This window comes from Nocardia sp. FBN12 (assembly GCF_050320175.1).
Lineage (GTDB): Bacteria > Actinomycetota > Actinomycetes > Mycobacteriales > Mycobacteriaceae > Nocardia.
Genome location: NZ_CP190048.1, coordinates 7,051,220 through 7,065,839, shown reverse-complemented (window position 1 = coordinate 7,065,839; position 14,620 = coordinate 7,051,220). Strand labels below are relative to the sequence as shown.

The 14,620-nt window shown below is 66.7% G+C and carries 16 protein-coding genes and 1 riboswitch; of the genes, 3 read left to right on the top strand and 13 right to left on the bottom strand.

Going from position 1 to position 14,620, the window contains the following annotated elements:
• Nucleotides 1-12: 12 nt before the first annotated feature.
• A riboswitch (cobalamin riboswitch) is annotated at nucleotides 13-202 on the bottom strand.
• A 141-nt stretch (nucleotides 203-343) separates the two neighbouring features.
• The 7 genes from tsaD to ACQHI0_RS33140 form a co-directional block, all read right to left on the bottom strand.
• On the bottom strand, nucleotides 344-1,390 hold the full coding sequence (gene tsaD, locus ACQHI0_RS33170) for a tRNA (adenosine(37)-N6)-threonylcarbamoyltransferase complex transferase subunit TsaD (RefSeq protein ID WP_427905629.1): 1,047 nt from the start codon (nucleotides 1,388-1,390) through the stop codon (nucleotides 344-346).
• Nucleotides 1,387-1,881 carry a ribosomal protein S18-alanine N-acetyltransferase gene (gene rimI, locus ACQHI0_RS33165; protein ID WP_427909376.1) on the bottom strand — a complete coding sequence of 165 codons (495 nt, stop codon included), beginning with the start codon at nucleotides 1,879-1,881 and terminating at the stop codon, nucleotides 1,387-1,389. The genes tsaD and rimI overlap by 4 nt, the downstream gene beginning before the upstream one ends.
• Before the next feature lie 29 nt (nucleotides 1,882-1,910).
• Nucleotides 1,911-2,603: a tRNA (adenosine(37)-N6)-threonylcarbamoyltransferase complex dimerization subunit type 1 TsaB gene (tsaB, locus tag ACQHI0_RS33160; RefSeq protein ID WP_427905628.1), complete on the bottom strand. Its 693-nt coding sequence runs from the start codon at nucleotides 2,601-2,603 to the stop codon at nucleotides 1,911-1,913.
• Nucleotides 2,604-2,668: 65 nt separating this feature from the next.
• On the bottom strand, nucleotides 2,669-3,118 hold the full coding sequence (gene tsaE / locus ACQHI0_RS33155) for a tRNA (adenosine(37)-N6)-threonylcarbamoyltransferase complex ATPase subunit type 1 TsaE (protein ID WP_427905627.1): 450 nt from the start codon (nucleotides 3,116-3,118) through the stop codon (nucleotides 2,669-2,671).
• Nucleotides 3,111-4,184, bottom strand: coding sequence for an alpha/beta fold hydrolase (locus ACQHI0_RS33150; protein ID WP_427905626.1), 1,074 nt, complete (start codon nucleotides 4,182-4,184; stop codon nucleotides 3,111-3,113). Before ACQHI0_RS33150 ends, tsaE begins: the two co-directional genes overlap by 8 nt.
• Complete coding sequence (gene alr / locus ACQHI0_RS33145; protein WP_427905625.1) at nucleotides 4,181-5,308, bottom strand: alanine racemase; 1,128 nt, start codon at nucleotides 5,306-5,308, stop codon at nucleotides 4,181-4,183. The genes ACQHI0_RS33150 and alr overlap by 4 nt, the downstream gene beginning before the upstream one ends.
• A 57-nt stretch (nucleotides 5,309-5,365) precedes the next feature.
• Nucleotides 5,366-6,820 (bottom strand): NAD(P)H-hydrate dehydratase, encoded by a 1,455-nt coding sequence (locus ACQHI0_RS33140; RefSeq protein ID WP_427905624.1) that lies wholly within the window; start codon nucleotides 6,818-6,820, stop codon nucleotides 5,366-5,368.
• Nucleotides 6,821-6,890: 70 nt separating this feature from the next.
• Here ACQHI0_RS33140 and ACQHI0_RS33135 point away from each other — a divergent pair, with 70 nt between their 5' ends.
• Entirely contained in the window at nucleotides 6,891-7,313 is a 423-nt protein-coding gene (locus ACQHI0_RS33135; protein ID WP_427905623.1) for a plastocyanin/azurin family copper-binding protein, read from the top strand.
• 57 nt (nucleotides 7,314-7,370) lie between these two features.
• On the opposite strand, the gene glmS is transcribed toward ACQHI0_RS33135, so the two are convergent.
• The gene (gene glmS, locus ACQHI0_RS33130; RefSeq protein WP_427905622.1) at nucleotides 7,371-9,251 is read right to left on the bottom strand and encodes a glutamine--fructose-6-phosphate transaminase (isomerizing); all 1,881 of its coding nucleotides are present in this window, start codon (nucleotides 9,249-9,251) and stop codon (nucleotides 7,371-7,373) included.
• Between the two features lie 36 nt (nucleotides 9,252-9,287).
• Here glmS and ACQHI0_RS33125 point away from each other — a divergent pair, with 36 nt between their 5' ends.
• Both ACQHI0_RS33125 and ACQHI0_RS33120 read left to right on the top strand, forming a co-directional pair.
• Complete coding sequence (locus ACQHI0_RS33125; RefSeq protein WP_427905621.1) at nucleotides 9,288-10,142, top strand: chlorophyllase/cutinase-like alpha/beta fold protein; 855 nt, start codon at nucleotides 9,288-9,290, stop codon at nucleotides 10,140-10,142.
• 16 nt (nucleotides 10,143-10,158) lie between these two features.
• Complete coding sequence (locus ACQHI0_RS33120; protein ID WP_427905620.1) at nucleotides 10,159-10,650, top strand: hypothetical protein; 492 nt, start codon at nucleotides 10,159-10,161, stop codon at nucleotides 10,648-10,650.
• A gap of 160 nt (nucleotides 10,651-10,810) precedes the next feature.
• On the opposite strand, the gene ACQHI0_RS33115 is transcribed toward ACQHI0_RS33120, so the two are convergent.
• The 5 genes from ACQHI0_RS33115 to ACQHI0_RS33095 all read right to left on the bottom strand — a co-directional run bounded on the left by ACQHI0_RS33115 (nucleotide 10,811) and on the right by ACQHI0_RS33095 (nucleotide 14,511).
• The gene (locus ACQHI0_RS33115) at nucleotides 10,811-11,209 is read right to left on the bottom strand and encodes a hypothetical protein (RefSeq protein ID WP_427905619.1); all 399 of its coding nucleotides are present in this window, start codon (nucleotides 11,207-11,209) and stop codon (nucleotides 10,811-10,813) included.
• A gap of 20 nt (nucleotides 11,210-11,229) precedes the next feature.
• Nucleotides 11,230-11,619: a hypothetical protein gene (locus ACQHI0_RS33110; protein ID WP_427905618.1), complete on the bottom strand. Its 390-nt coding sequence runs from the start codon at nucleotides 11,617-11,619 to the stop codon at nucleotides 11,230-11,232.
• Nucleotides 11,616-11,927 carry a hypothetical protein gene (locus ACQHI0_RS33105; protein ID WP_427905617.1) on the bottom strand — a complete coding sequence of 104 codons (312 nt, stop codon included), beginning with the start codon at nucleotides 11,925-11,927 and terminating at the stop codon, nucleotides 11,616-11,618. The genes ACQHI0_RS33110 and ACQHI0_RS33105 overlap by 4 nt, the downstream gene beginning before the upstream one ends.
• A gap of 134 nt (nucleotides 11,928-12,061) precedes the next feature.
• Nucleotides 12,062-12,802 carry a hypothetical protein gene (locus ACQHI0_RS33100; protein WP_427905616.1) on the bottom strand — a complete coding sequence of 247 codons (741 nt, stop codon included), beginning with the start codon at nucleotides 12,800-12,802 and terminating at the stop codon, nucleotides 12,062-12,064.
• A complete protein-coding gene (locus tag ACQHI0_RS33095; protein WP_427909394.1) occupies nucleotides 12,799-14,511 on the bottom strand; it encodes a hypothetical protein in 1,713 nt (570 codons plus the stop codon). The genes ACQHI0_RS33100 and ACQHI0_RS33095 overlap by 4 nt, the downstream gene beginning before the upstream one ends.
• Between the last annotated feature and the right edge of the window lie 109 nt (nucleotides 14,512-14,620).

Sequence of the window (14,620 nt, the reverse complement as noted above, 5' to 3'; positions counted from 1 at the left end):
TCCTCGTGGAATCGGTAGTGCGTAGCCGTGGCCGGTCTCCTGGCTGACGGGATAGTGCGCGGCGGATCTACCTTCCCAGGGCACAGGTGCCCCAGTGGTCCCGGATATGTTCATCCGGATCGATCCGCTACTCCCGATCACAGTGGCGAGGGCCGCACCGGTTTCTAACCGGTTTCCCGAACACCACGGCACGCCGACCCTACCAAGCCCAGGTCGCCGGTATGGTCGGCGCCCGCCCACCACTGAGACCGAGGTTTCTCGATGGCATGACGGCCCACTGGTCGTCACGGCGCCTCATCACGCAGTGCTCTCTGCGCGTCCCGACGAGTCTTGACGTCGGCGACTAGCCCCGCAGCGCGCTCACTGAGACCGGCAGCCCCGGATCGGTCGCGACGGTCAGTGCGGCGGGTTGCGCGCCCGCCCCGATCACGTGGGCGCCGAGTGCCGCGATCATGACGCCATTGTCGGTACACAGCCGCGGCTTCGGCACACGAAGCGTTAAACCCGCTGCGGCACAGCGCTCTTCGGCGAGCGATCGGATCCGCGTGTTGGCGGTGGCGCCACCGCCGAGGACGATTGTGTCTACGCCGACATCGGCGGCCGCACGCACGGCCTTCATCGTCAGCACATCGGCAACCGCCTCCTGGAAGGACGCGGCGATATCGGGAATGGGCAGCTGGTCGGGGGTGATGCCCTGGCGCTGGGCGGCCTCGACGTAGCGGGCGACCGCGGTCTTGAGGCCGGAGAAGGAGAAGTCGTAGCGCGCGTCACGGGGCCCGGTCATGCCGCGCGGGAACGCGATCGCGCGGGCGTCGCCGTCGGCGGCTGCCGCGTCGAGGGCGGGCCCGCCGGGGTAGCCGAGGCCGAGCAGTCGGGCGACCTTGTCGAAAGCTTCGCCGGCGGCATCGTCGACAGTGCTGCCGAGTTCGGTGATCGGCTCACCCAGGTCGGTGACCTGCAGCAGATGTGTATGCCCACCGGAGACCAGCAGCGCCACCGCGGGCGGCATCGGGCCGTGCTCGAGCGTGTCGACCGCGACGTGCCCGCCGAGGTGGTTGAGCGCGTAGAACGGCACATCCCACGCCGCCGCGTACGCCTTTGCCGCAGCGACGCCCACCAGCAGCGCACCGGCCAACCCCGGCCCGATGGTCACGGCGAGCGCGTCGGGCTTGCTGATCCCCGCCGTCGCCAGCGCCCTTCGCATCGCGGGCACGATCGCCTCGAGATGCGCACGCGAGGCGATCTCGGGAACCACCCCACCGAACCGCGCGTGCTGATCGACGCTCGAGGCCACCTCATCGGCCAGCAACTCGACCGAACCGTCGGCATGCCTGCGCACGATGCCGACTCCCGTTTCGTCGCACGAGCTCTCGATCCCCATGACGATCACGACAGCACCTCGTCCTGCCGCCCACGCGCGGCCCATTCATCGGCCGCGGCGGTCAGTTCCGGGCGCCGCATCGTGTACGCGTCCGCCCCGCTGGGGTGGTAATAGTTCTTGCGCAGCCCGATGATGTGAAATCCGTGCTTGGCATACATCGCGATGGCGGGCGCGTTGTCGGTACGCACCTCGAGGAACACCGGCCCCCCGCGTTCGGCCGCCGTGGCCAGCAGCGCTTCGAGCAGCAACGTCCCGATGCCGCCCCGGTGGCATTCCGGGTCGACGCCGATGGTGTGCACCTCGGCCTCGGGATGGGCGTCGTCACCGAGCAGCGCGATGCCCGCGTAGCCGACCATCGTCCCGTCGGCGGTGCGCGCGGTGATGTAGCGGTTGTGCCCACCGGCCAATTCGGACCGGAACGACACCGCCTGCCACGGGTCGTCCTCGGGAAACAGCAGGTGCTCTAGTTCGACGCAGCGGTCGATATCGGGCAGCGCCATGGGAGCGATCTGGTACTCGGTCACGGCACTCACGCCCCGGTCCGGTCGAGGGTGCGGAAGCTCTTCTCCACCGCATCGGGCCTACGCAGATACAACGGCACCAGCGCCTCCGGCACGTCCCCGGCCAGCAGCGCGGGCGCGGCGACGGTGACCAGCCCGGCAGGCGAGGGCGTCTCACTCGGCAGCACCGGCAGATCGAAGTAATCCACGTGCGCGGCCGACCCGGCGACCGCCGCGGCCTCACCGACCGGCACGTCGACAGCCTTGTTCACCTCGGGACCGGCGACCCGCGCCCCGTTCAGATACTTGGCCCAGTACACCTCGCGCCTGCGCGCATCGGTGACCACCAGCAGTTCGCCGGGGTCGCGCTGCTCACCGACGGTGTCGGCGGCGATCGCGTCCAGGCTGCACACCCCGTACACGGGTAACCCGAGGGCGTCGCCGAAGGCGGCGGCGGTGGCCATCCCGACGCGCAGTCCGGTGAACGGCCCCGGTCCGAGCCCGACGACGACCGCGTCGAGCTCGCCGCGACTCACCCCCGCCTCGGCCAGACATTCCAGGATCTGCGGGGTGAGGACCTCGGCGTGCGCGCGGGCGTCGACCTTCACGCGGGCGGCGAGCGTCGCCACGGCGGGCCGGGTGCCGGGTTCGCCGGCAGGTGACAGGTGCACCAATCCCGCTGTAACGGCGGGTGTCGCGGTGTCGACTGCTAGTACGAGCATGATTGTCTCAACAATACCGGGTGGTTTCGCCGCTCGGCGCGCACCGGTGCGCGGGTGATCGCGCGTTATTCGATCCATTCCCAGATCGCCGTGCGCACATCGGATTCCGGCTCCCGGGCGAGTTGCACGTGCAGATGACGGTCGGCGAGGTGTTCGACCACCCCCTTGCCCCATTCCACGACGACGACCGCGTGGTGCAGGTCGGTGTCGAGGTCGAGGGCGTCGAGTTCGTCGAGATCGCCGGCGAGGCGATAGGCGTCGACATGAACCATCGCCACCCCGGGCGTGCCGTCCGGCCGCACCCCGGCCTTGTGCGCTCGCGCGATGATGAACGTCGGCGAGCTGACCCGGCCCGCGACACCGAGACCAGCGGCGATACCCCTGGTCAGCGCCGTTTTTCCGGCCCCGAGCGGACCGTCGAGCACGACCAGGTCGCCCGGTCGCAGGGTGGCAGCCAGCTCGCGACCGAACGCTTCGGTGTCCTCGACGGTCTCCAGGACGCGTTGTTCAGCCACCGACGGCCTCCTCGCCACGCGCAGTGATCCCCGCGCGCGCCAGCAGCCGGTCGAGTGCGGCCAGGCTCACCTCTGGGAACTGCAGATGCGGCATGTGCGCCGCCTCACGCACCCGGACCAGTTCGCTGCTCGCCAGCGCGGCCGCCAGTGCGCGGGAGTTCCGGAACGGGATCACCACGTCGTGCGCGCCGCCGAGAATCAGCACCGGCGTTTCGCCGAGGACCGCCAGCGCGGCCGATTCATCATGCAGCTCAATCGCTTTCAGGAATTTCTCGATGGTGCCGACCGGCGTGCGGTCGATCATCATGGTGGTGAATCGCGACAATGTGGGACTTACCTGCCCGTGGAACGAGCTGACGTGCAGGATCGGCGTCACCACCTGCTTGCTCGCGCTGCGGCTGAACTGCACCAGCGCCGGCGCCGTCCGCACCGCCAGCCGGAAGCCGTCGACCGCGGGATGGCGAATCAATTGCGAGATCCCGGTCGCGGTCACCTCCGCGGCCGCCGTGCTGAACAGGCCGACCGCGCGTACCCGCGCCGCGAACAGCTCGGGGAACTGCGCGGCCGCCGCGAGCACCGCCATCCCGCCGAGCGAATGCCCCACCAGCACCACCGGCCCCGTGGGCGCGCACTCCCGGATGACGGTGGCGAGGTCGCGGCCGAGCTGGGCGACCGTGCAGCTGCTGGTACTCGGCGTGCCGGAACGCCCGTGCCCGCGCAGATCGAAGAACACCATCCGGATCCGCGAACCCCACTGCCGCGCGAGATCACGGCGCTGGAAGTGGAAGGACTCCATGCTGTTGCAGAATCCGTGCACGAAAACGACCGTGAACTCGGCGGAGTCGTCGCCGACGGTACGGGTGGCCAGCGACACACCGTCGTCGGCGAGCACCATGCCCGGATCGTCGGTGTCGATCAGAGCGAAGTTCTCGTCGCGATATTCGTCGCGTTCGGCGGGCCACATCACGCGCGCGCCGATCTGGCGCAGGGTGTGGGCGATGGCGAGTCCCGCGAGCAGCCCCGCGGTCGCGATGCCGCTACGGCGGATCACCGTGCGCCGGGTCATCGGCCGGTGCCCACGTAGCGGCGGACCACGCGACCACGCGGCGCGCAGACGACCTCGTAGTCGATGGTGTCCAGCGCCCGCGCCCAGTCGAGCGCGTGTGGCTGTCCCGCGCCGCCACCGAACAGCACCGCACGGTCGCCTTCCCGCACGCCACCCGCGTTGTCGCCGAGGTCAACCATGAACTGGTCCATGCACACCCGCCCGACATTACGGTGTCGCGCCCCGCCCAACCACACCTCGAAACGACCACTGAGCGACCGGAATACACCGTCGGCATACCCCGCCGGTACCAGCGCGATCGTGGTGTCGCGCGGGGCGGTCCACCGATGCCCGTACGACACACCCTCCCCCGCCGCCACCTTCTTCACCAGCGCGACCTCCGCCTGGAACGTCATCGCAGGCTTCAGACCGAACTGACCGAGTTCCGGGATGGGCGAGTGCCCGTACACCGAGATGCCGGGGCGAACCATGTCGAAATGCAGATCCGGCCTGGTCAGTGTGGCCGCCGAATTCGACAGATGCACTAGTTCGGGTTCGAGGCCGTGCTCCTTGGCCGACGCGATCGCTTCGACGAACCGTTCCCGCTGGCGGTCCAGCATCGGATGGCCCGGCTCGTCTGCGTGCGCGAGGTGGGAGAAGATCGCCCGAAACCGCACCACCTGCCCGTCGACAAGCCCGCGCAAGGCCTGCAGGACCTGCGGATACTCCGTTACCGACACCCCATTGCGATTGAGCCCGGTATCCACCTTCAGCGTCACCGTCGCGGTCTGCCCCACCGCCACCGCCGCCCGCTCCACCGCCCGCAACTGCGCCAGCGAAGACACCCCGATCTCGAGATCCCCCGCGACAGCCGCCGCGTAATCGGCATCAACGGTATTGAGCCAGCAGAGAATCGGCGCGGTGATCCCCGCCGCCCGCAGCGCCAGCCCCTCCCCGACAGTCGTCACCCCCAGCTCGCGAGCCCCCGCCCCCAACGCGGCCCGGGCCACCTCAACAGCCCCATGGTTGTACCCGTCAGCCTTGACCACCACCATCACAGCAGCGCCTTGCGCGTACTCCCGCAACACCCGCACGTTATGAGCAATGGCGTCCAAGTCGACGACCGTCTCCACTTGCGCATTCACACCCCCGATCGTGCCAGGGTCACGAGAATTCACGCGACCTGGGGCGCATCGCCGGGACTACCACCCCTGCGCTGCGCTCCCACCCATCTCCCGCAACACCCGCACAGCCTCCCGAACATGACCGAGCAGAGGCGTCGCGGAAATGGGCGCCCCGGCATCCTGGCCCTCATGAGCAGCGAGATTCGCCGCCAAAGCATGCACCCGAGCCCCCGCGGCAGCAGCCCACCCCGGTTCACGCCCCGCAGCGAGCAACGCCCCGACAATCCCCGACAACACATCCCCCGAACCCGGCGTAGCAGCCCAATCCCCGCCCGCGTCGTTGACGAACGTCGCCTCCCCCGGAGCCGCGACAACCGTCGCCCGCCCCTTGAGCAACACCGTCACCTGCCATTCCTGCGCCAACCTGCGCACCGCCGCCACCCGGTCCGCCCCCGGAGCCGCACCGGTGAGCCGCGCGAATTCGCCGGCATGCGGAGTGAGCACCGTCGGCGCCGAACGCTCGCGAACCAACGCCGGTTCCCCGGCGAGAATCGTCAACCCATCGGCATCGACAAGCACCGGCAGCTCGGTGGCCAACACCTCGGCCAACCGGTCCCGAGCTCCCGCATCAGTTCCACCGCCCGGCCCGAAAACCCAGGCCTGCACCCGCCCGGTCTCCGAAATCGACGAACTGGCGACAACTTCGGGAAACCTCGCCGACACCTCGGCATCGGACCCCACATACCGAACCATCCCCGACGTAGCCGCCACCGCTCCCCCCGCGCACAACACCCCCGCCCCTGGATACTTCGCACTCCCAGCACAAACCCCCAGCACCCCCTGGCTGTATTTATCGTCAGCGGGCCCCGGAACAGGCCACCCAGCCCCCACCGCGCCCGGATCGAGCTGCACCAACCCAGCCTCCGGAAGCCGTAACCCGATCGGCACCAACACAATCCGCCCACACCGCGGCACAGCCAACGCATGCACCGGCTTATGGGCCCCGAACGCAACCGTCACCTCCGCCGTCACCGCGGGCCCGTCCACCGCCCCGGTATCAGGATCGACCCCACTCGGCAGATCAACCGCGATGATCGGAACATCGACGCCCGCAACCATTTCCGCAGCAAAAGACCGCAACGCCCCCCGCCCGGAGATCCCCACGATCCCATCGACCACCAGGTCGACAGAGTCGAGCCGATCGACCACCCGCCCCCCAGCCGCCCGCAACGCGGCAAGCCCCTCCGGATGCGCCCGTTCAGGATTCAGCAGAACGGCCGACACCCGAACCCCCCGCCGCCGCAGAAAAGCCCCCGCCCACAACGCATCCCCACCGTTGTCACCGGACCCCACAAGCAAACCCACCGCCCGACCGGCCACTCCCCCAGTCCGCGACCGCAATTCGCCGGCGACTACCCCAGCCAGCCCGAAGGCGGCGCGTCGCATCGGCATCCCCGCAGGCACCCGCGTGAACAGCTCGGCTTCGGCCGCCCGAACCTCGTCGACGGTGTAGTAGCCACGCCGATCCGACATAGTCGCCTCCCAGCCACCCGAACGGGCCGCCGACCGGCCCGGGGTCGATCGCAGACTACGCTCCACACCCATGTCGATGGTTCGTCACCGCGCCGCATCCGCCCGGTTTGTCGCCGGATTCGTCGTGGCCGCCGCCCTGTTCTCCGCCGGCTGTTCCGGCGACTCGGGAAACGCCGCCACCACCACAACCCGCAAACCCCGCCCGGTCGCCACCACGACCGCCCAACAGCACGCACCGACCAACCTCACGGTCGAGGTCGACGTTATGAAGTACGCCCCCGCCGACGCCACCATCAAGGTCGGCGAGACGGTGACCTGGAAGTTCTCCGACAAGGTCCCGCACAATGTGCAGGGCATCGGTGACAAGGCGATGGGCCTCAACAGCCCGATCATCGACAAGGGCGAGTGGTCCTACACCTTCACCCAGCCCGGCACGTACCGCTACATGTGCACCCTGCACCCCGACATGCGCGGCAGCATCACTGTGTCTTAGGAGCGCTGGCGCGCTCGAGTTCGCGCCCCCGGCGGTCCCGTCGATATGTGTGGGGCTCTATTCGACGGTGACCGACTTGGCCAGGTTGCGCGGCTTATCTACGTCGTAGCCCAGCGTTTGCGCCACCTCGGCGGCGAAGATCTGCAGCGGCACCGTGGACAGCAACGGCTGGTAGAGGGTCGGCGCGGCGGGGATCTCGATCAGGTCGTCGGCGAACGGGCGCACGGTGTCGTCGCCCTCTTCGGCGATCACGATGGTGCGGGCCCCGCGTGCCTGGATCTCGCGAATGTTGCTGAGCAGCTTGGAATGCAGCACCGCGCGCCCCTTCGGCGACGGCATCACGATGATCACCGGCAGACCTTCTTCGATCAGCGCGATCGGCCCGTGCTTGAGCTCACCCGCGGCGAACCCTTCAGCGTGCATGTAGGCCAGTTCCTTGAGCTTGAGCGCACCTTCCAGCGCCACCGGGTAGCCCACGTGGCGACCAAGGAACAGCACCGTCGGCACGTGCGCCAGCTCGCGCGCGATGGCCCGCACCTGCGGCGCCGTCTCGAGCACCCGCGCGATCAGCTTCGGCATCGACTCGAGCTCGGCGAACTCGCGAGCCACCTCGTCGGGGTACTTGGTCCCGCGCGCCTGGGCCAGGGCCAGACCCACCAGGTAATTGGCGGCCACCTGCGCCAGGAACGCCTTGGTCGACGCGACGCCGATCTCGGGCCCGGTCCGCGTGTAGATCACCGCGTCGGATTCGCGCGGAATCTGCGCCCCGTTGGTGTTGCAGATGGCGAGCACACGCGCCTTCTGCTCCTTGGCGTGCCGCACTGCTTCCAGGGTGTCCGCGGTCTCACCGGACTGCGAGATCGCAACGACCAGTGTCGACCGGTCGAGAACCGGGTCGCGGTAACGGAATTCGCTCGCGAGCTCCACCTCCACGGGCACTCGCGTCCAGTGCTCGATCGCGTACTTGGCGAGCAGCCCCGCGTGATACGAACTGCCACACGCGACGACGAACACCTTGTCGAACTCGCGCAGCTCCTGGTCGGCGAGGCGCTGTTCGTCGAGGACGATCCGGCCGCCCTTCTCGTCGACGACGAAATGCCCCATCAGGGTGTCGGCGACGGCGGTCGGCTGCTCCTCGATCTCCTTGAGCATGAAGTAGTCGTGGCCGCCCTTCTCGGCGGCGGCGAGGTCCCAGTCGATGGTGAACGGCCGGCTGACCACGCCCTCGGTATTGCCCGCGAAGTCGGTGACCGTGTACCCGTCCTTGGTGATCACCACGGCCTGGTCCTGACCGAGTTCGACCGCCTCGCGCGTGTGCTCGATGAACGCGGTGACATCGGAGGCGATGAACATCTCGCCCTCGCCGACCCCCACTACCAGCGGCGTCGACCGACGAGCCGCCACGATCGTGCCGGGATGGTCGGCATGGGTGAACACCAGCGTGAACGCGCCCTCGAGCCGCTGCACCACGGACAGCGCGCTCGCGGTGAAGTCTCCCGCGGTGGGGCCCGCGGCGTAGGCGCGCGACACCAGATGCACCGCGACCTCGGTATCGGTGTCGCTGAGCAGCTCAACGCCCACGTCCTCGAGCTCGCGGCGCAGCGGCGCGAAGTTCTCGATGATGCCGTTGTGGACCACGGCGAGCTTGCCGGAAATGTCGCGATGCGGGTGGGCGTTGCGGTCGGTCGGCGCACCGTGGGTGGCCCAGCGGGTGTGTCCCATCCCGGTCGACCCGGCGAACCGCTCGGTCCCCGTCTCGCCCAGTTCGGCCTCCAGATTGGCCAGCCGCCCGGCCTTGCGTTCGACCGCGAGAGCACCGTTTCCGTCGAGGATCGCGACCCCCGCGGAGTCGTATCCGCGATACTCCATGCGCCGCAGCGCGTCGACGACAACGCCCAGCGCATCCCGGTATCCGACGTACCCCACGATTCCGCACATGGTCCCCCACCCTACTGATCGGATAGTCTTCTGGCCGTGTCGGTGTCTGCGAAATCGCTCATGAGCGCCCTGTCCGTACGCGGTCCCCACCGGGTCCTGCGCGGAAATCTGGGGATCGCAGGTCAGCCGGGTGTGGTGTACACGCCCGAGTCCGGGCTGAACCTGCCCGCTGTCGCGTTCGCGCACGGCTGGCTGACCAGCGCCGAGAACTACAAGAGCCTGCTGGAACACATCGCGTCGTGGGGTTTCGTGGTCGCCGCGCCCGACACCGAACGCGGCCCGATCCCGTCACATCTGGACCTCGGCACCGACTTGCTCACCACGCTCGACATCGTCAGCAAGGTCCGCCTCGGTGACGGCACCATCAGCGTCCACCCTGACCGCCTCGCCCTCGCCGGCCACGGCATGGGAGCCGGCGCCGCCGTGATCGCCGCAGCTCAACGCCGCGTAGCCGCGGTCGTCGCACTCTTCCCCGCTCCCACCTCCCCCGCCGCGGAGAACATCGCCCCCGAACTCGACACTCCCGGCCTGATCCTGACCGGCGACGACCTCGACTCGGTCAGCTCCAACGCCCGCCCCCTCGCCACCGCCTGGTCGGGCCCCTCGATCCTGCGCACCATCGACGGCGCCACCCACAACGGCATCATCGAAGGCCGCCGCCTCTTCGCCGCCCTCGGCGCAGGCCGCTACGAACACAAAACCGACAAAGCCACCCGCGCCCTGGTCACCGGCTACCTCCTCGCCACGCTCCTCGCCGACAAGAAGTACGCGACCTTCGCCGACCCGGAAGCCGACATCCCCCACACGAAGGTTGTCGACCCGCACGCCGAGGTCGAGGTCGAGGCGCCGAAGCTGTCCATCGGCACGGTCGCCAAACTGATCCGCGGCTGAGTTCGCGAACCAGCCAGTGTCGCAGCAAGATTCACCGAAGCGCTCAGCATTCCTGATCTACCTACTGCTCGCCACCTTCGGACTCTGCCTCGGTTCGGCGACGCTGTTCTTCGCCAGCCAACCGATCAATGTCGCCGCCTACTGGCTCGGCTACGGAACACCCCAGCAGGTCGTCGTCACCAAGGGGTCTTCGAGTTTCAGCGCCGGCCGTGGCGATCCAGGCGAAGGCCGAGTAATCGCCGACAACAGCACAATTCGCCTCTACGGCGTGCAGACCGGCGAAACAGTAACGGCCCGACCACGACTGATCGCCATCGGCGCAAACTCCTACGCCTTCCACAGCCCCTTGTCTGCCACAGCGGATCTGCTGTACCTGATCCCCACCGCCCTCTTCGGCTTCCCGTTCACCCTGCTCATACTCGGCATCGTCGCCCCGCAACGCCTACGACGAATCACGGAATGGCTCAAAACCCGCACAGGGAACACCACCGACTCATCCTCGACATGAACTGAAACGGCACCGACTCATCGACGCCGAACCCCCTCCGCGAGCGGATCCGGAATGCGGCGATGTGGGTCGTCTGGGGCGCCAGGGCCGTGACGAAGATGTCCCGCATCGGACCGAGCACCATTTCTTCCGACGGTCATGACCGTATGGACTCTCTGATTCAGAAGAACAGATCCTTCGCCCGAAGGATCTCCCTGACCCGCTTGTTGTGCGCGCCGACGCGATTCCGCTCCTGCCGGGCCTGTTCGGGATCGTCGAAGTGCCGGTGCACCAAGATGAGATTCTCCAGCGGCGTAACCGAGCCATCCTCACGAATCCGGTAGTGAGAGGAGGTTTCCCCGTCGTTTCCCTCTTTGTAGAAGTCAAGGAAGTATCCGGTCTCGTCGTGCTCGGCGCGGACGACAATCCGCTCGCGGGCCGACCCTTCTGGTGCGATCAACCCGATCCCGATCCCCATCGGCAGTGGATCAGGGAGCGCGGCGATGTGGGTCGTCCCCGGCTTCAGAGTTGTGACGAAGATGTCCCGCACCCGAGCTGGCACCATCTCTTCCGACGTCATGACTGTATGGTTTCACTGATTCAGAAGAATAGATTCTTCGCCTGCAGGATCTCCTTGACCCGCTTGTTGTGGGCGCCACGGCGCTCCCGCTCTTGCCTGGCCTGTTCGGGATCGCCGAAGTGTGGGTGCACCAAGATGAGATTTTCCAGCGGCGTGATCGAGCCATCCTCACGAATCCGGCAATGCGAAGAGGTTTCCCCGTCGTTCCCCTCTTTGTAGAAGTCGAGAAAGTAGCCGGTCTCGTCGTGTTCGGCGCGGACGCGAATCCGCTCGCGCGATGAGCCTTCTGGTGCGACCAACCCTATCCGGACCCCCAGCGGCAGTGGGTCCGGGAATGCGGCGATGTGGGTCGTGGTCAAGGTCGCGACGAAGATGTCCCGCACCCGATTGGGCACTTCTTCCGACGTCATGGACGTCTCCCGTCAGCGAAGTCGGAGATGTCATAGGCCACGCCGCCCCGGACCTCGAACAGGATGTTCTCCCCAGGCTGCCGCTCCCACCACGTCCCGCCGACCTCACCAGCGACCGAGGTGAACGCATTCCAGTCGTAGACGGCACCTGTGGTGTGATTCGCGAGGAAGCCAGGCAAATCCCAAGAAGCAATGGACAGCGATCTGAACAGCTCGAGCACCGCGGCCGGGGGGAGCTTGCTCAGGGAGTCGTTGACCGCCCCCACAAGCTCTGGACTGACGACTACATCGCTACGTTCTTCGCGCAAGCCCTCACCACCTCGATGAACCCAGCCATCTCCCCTCGGTGGAAGTCGCCACGGTCTTCACGTAAGCCCACCGCCGCCAGTCAGGGAAATGTGGCATTACTCAGGAAACATAGTTGCACGAGCCGTGAATGTTATCAAGGATCAACTGTGAAAAACGTCGGAGTGAGGTTCGACTTCCAGCCGTCGGCTATCAGTGCGGAAACTGCGGACTGCAGCAATTCGTGTTCACCAGTGCCTTTTTCCATCCACCGCGACCAGTTGACCGCCAGCGTGAGGTTGGGAGCGATGTCATAGTCGATCCGGAAGGTCACCGGGGGAAGCGCGGGAAAGTCGTCTGACAGGGGGGTCAGCCATGTGGTGCCGTCTGTCCTGGAATCAGTACTCAGGACGAGATCTCGATCCCAAAGTGTCACGGGAAGCTGGCCGCCCGCAGCAGATTCGTCAACATCCACGATACGTGTTTCATATCCGTCCGGCCAAATACCCTTGAACATTACGAAATAGCCATCAGGGCACGTTGCACTTGACAGTGCCTGCCGATAGATTGTTCGCATCGATTCGCCGGTTATCTCGTGGACGCGCTTAGTCGTAGCGGGCGGACCTACCGGAGGGAATGCGGTCGCCGCTGGAACGTCGCGCTCCAAAACTTCCCAGTATGCCTCTGACGGTTCCGGATCGTCGGTTTCGAGCCATGTACCGTCGAAAGCGCAACCGAGCCACAAGTCGGCCCGCGTTGGACGTGCGACAGCCGAGAGATGATCGAGGGCCCGAATGGTGTGGGCAAAAAGCTGCTCTGAACTAGCGATGTCGTCAGAAAAATCCAGCGTGAACGCGAGGTTCTCACCATGTGGTCGATATCCAGTGTAGGCAGTCACGAATTATCCCTTTCCCATCCATTGGTTCCACGTACTATTCGCCCGAGAAGATTGCCGTGCTCGTCGACGATGTTGACTGCGTCCAGGTTAGGCAAATACTTATGTACTTTCGACTCGTTTCGGTTGAACCCCGTGGCCAGATCGTCGAGTAGGTTTCTCGTTTGTCGATGAATTCCGCCTGCATAGACGTCATAATCCAACCCGTTCGGGTGGAACCTCTTCTCATTGTTCGCGCCTGTGACAGTGTGACCCTGTTCCGGCGGAGTTGGAATGACCACCGTCGTCTCGGCGGTCGGCACACGGCCAGGAGTGGGAGTCTCCGCCTTATCAGCTCCGTGTGTTGCTTTGCCTACCATTTGAGTGTGTGCGGTCGGGACATCTTTCATACGTTCGACCTCGACACGCCGCTCTACGGCCGTCTCGCCGTTGGCAGTGCGTTCCACGAGTATGTCGAACGACCGGCCTCCGCCGTGTTCGCCGGGGTTGAAGCGGACCCGCATCTCGGGATCATCCGCAATTTCCCGTGAGAGGCGATCCAGCTCAGTGAGTTCAGCAGCCTTGTCGAGTACTTGGTCTGGGTCGTTGGTGCGGGTCTCGGTTTCACTCAGCCATCCGTCGAGTCCTCCGACGTTGCCATTGTTCGCCTCACGCTGGAGCAGCTCATGGAGAAGGTCCGCCAGATCTGGTCGGCCTGCGGCGGTTAGGACGTCGGCGATGTCATCGGCCGACGAGGCCGAATCCGAGTTGGCGCCATCGGAGGATTGCTGTTGGTCGCCGCGGGGTGAGGGGCTATGCGGGGCACTACGGTCACGGGCGGAACCGGTGTCGTAAGTGGTGGGTTGAGTGGTGCTGTGGGCTGTTGTTGTGCCGCCTGCGTGGTGGGATTGCCACTGCCCGTCGGGTGGCACTCGTGGGCTGCGGGAACCGTCGGAGTTGGTTACTGCACTGGAACTGAAGACGTTTCCGCTGGCATCGGTCCAGGCGGCTTGGGTCGGAGCCAGGACTTCTACGCCCAAGTGTTGGGCGAGGCGGCCGGCGAAGCCGTTGGTGGAAGCGTCGCAGCCGATGAGGCGGATCGGAGTTACGCCGTCCCAGTCGGAGCGTCGGATCAGGTCGCCGTATTGCTCGGGGGTGAGGGTTTGTCCGCCGACAACGGCATGGCCGTCGGGGGTTATGTGGGTGTCGGCGGTGAAGCGGTTGGGGTCGGCGGGGACTCGGTGGGGAAGGTCGCCCATGGTGGGGTCGCCGCGGTGGTGGGAGATGCCGGCGGGGGTTTGTTCGGCGTGGTTGTTGTGGATTTCGTCGAGGTCGACGGTGGGGTCGGTGTCGACGGGAGTTTCTGGGGTTGTGGCGTGCTGATCAGCCCATGAAGGCTGGTGCGCGCCGGTCATGGTCGCGCGGTCGATGTCGGCGGCGAGTTGTCGGATGTCGTTGGGGGTGAGGCCGGGGGTGTTTTGCGGTGGGAGGCCGAGGTGTTGGCGGACGGTGTCGGCTAGTTCGGTGGTGGGGGTGGTGCTGAGGTCCAGGTGGAGGTCGGCATCGTTCGGGTTGGTGGCGGGAACGACGTCGACCATTACCCAGTCGCCGTTGGCAAATTGGTTGCCCTGGTTCAGGTTGTGGTCGATGGTTCGTTGGGCGTTGTCGGCAATCGCATCGCGGACGGCCGGCGGTAGGTCCGGGTTGCTGGTGATGTGCGCGGTGATACGCATGACCTGGACGGGTTGGCCGAGCGCGTTCGGATACCGCGCCACCTGGTATTGGCGGCCGCCGTATGGACTCACTCGGACCGACTGGTTGTTTTCTGGGGTGCGAGCGCGC

Excerpts from the sequence above, each read along its gene's own strand:
- ACQHI0_RS33095 (WP_427909394.1), bottom strand. The coding sequence starts at position 14,511 with ATGCGTATCACCGCGCACATCACCAGCAACCCGGACCTACCGCCGGCC.
- ACQHI0_RS33150 (WP_427905626.1), bottom strand. The coding sequence starts at position 4,184 with ATGACCCGGCGCACGGTGATCCGCCGTAGCGGCATCGCGACCGCGGGG.
- ACQHI0_RS33115 (WP_427905619.1), bottom strand. The coding sequence starts at position 11,209 with ATGACGTCGGAAGAGATGGTGCCAGCTCGGGTGCGGGACATCTTCGTC.
- ACQHI0_RS33135 (WP_427905623.1), top strand. The coding sequence starts at position 6,891 with ATGTCGATGGTTCGTCACCGCGCCGCATCCGCCCGGTTTGTCGCCGGA.
- ACQHI0_RS33140 (WP_427905624.1), bottom strand. The coding sequence starts at position 6,820 with ATGTCGGATCGGCGTGGCTACTACACCGTCGACGAGGTTCGGGCGGCC.
- rimI (WP_427909376.1), bottom strand. The coding sequence starts at position 1,881 with ATGGCGCTGCCCGATATCGACCGCTGCGTCGAACTAGAGCACCTGCTG.
- glmS (WP_427905622.1), bottom strand. The coding sequence starts at position 9,251 with ATGTGCGGAATCGTGGGGTACGTCGGATACCGGGATGCGCTGGGCGTT.
- ACQHI0_RS33110 (WP_427905618.1), bottom strand. The coding sequence starts at position 11,619 with ATGACGTCGGAAGAAGTGCCCAATCGGGTGCGGGACATCTTCGTCGCG.
- tsaB (WP_427905628.1), bottom strand. The coding sequence starts at position 2,603 with ATGCTCGTACTAGCAGTCGACACCGCGACACCCGCCGTTACAGCGGGA.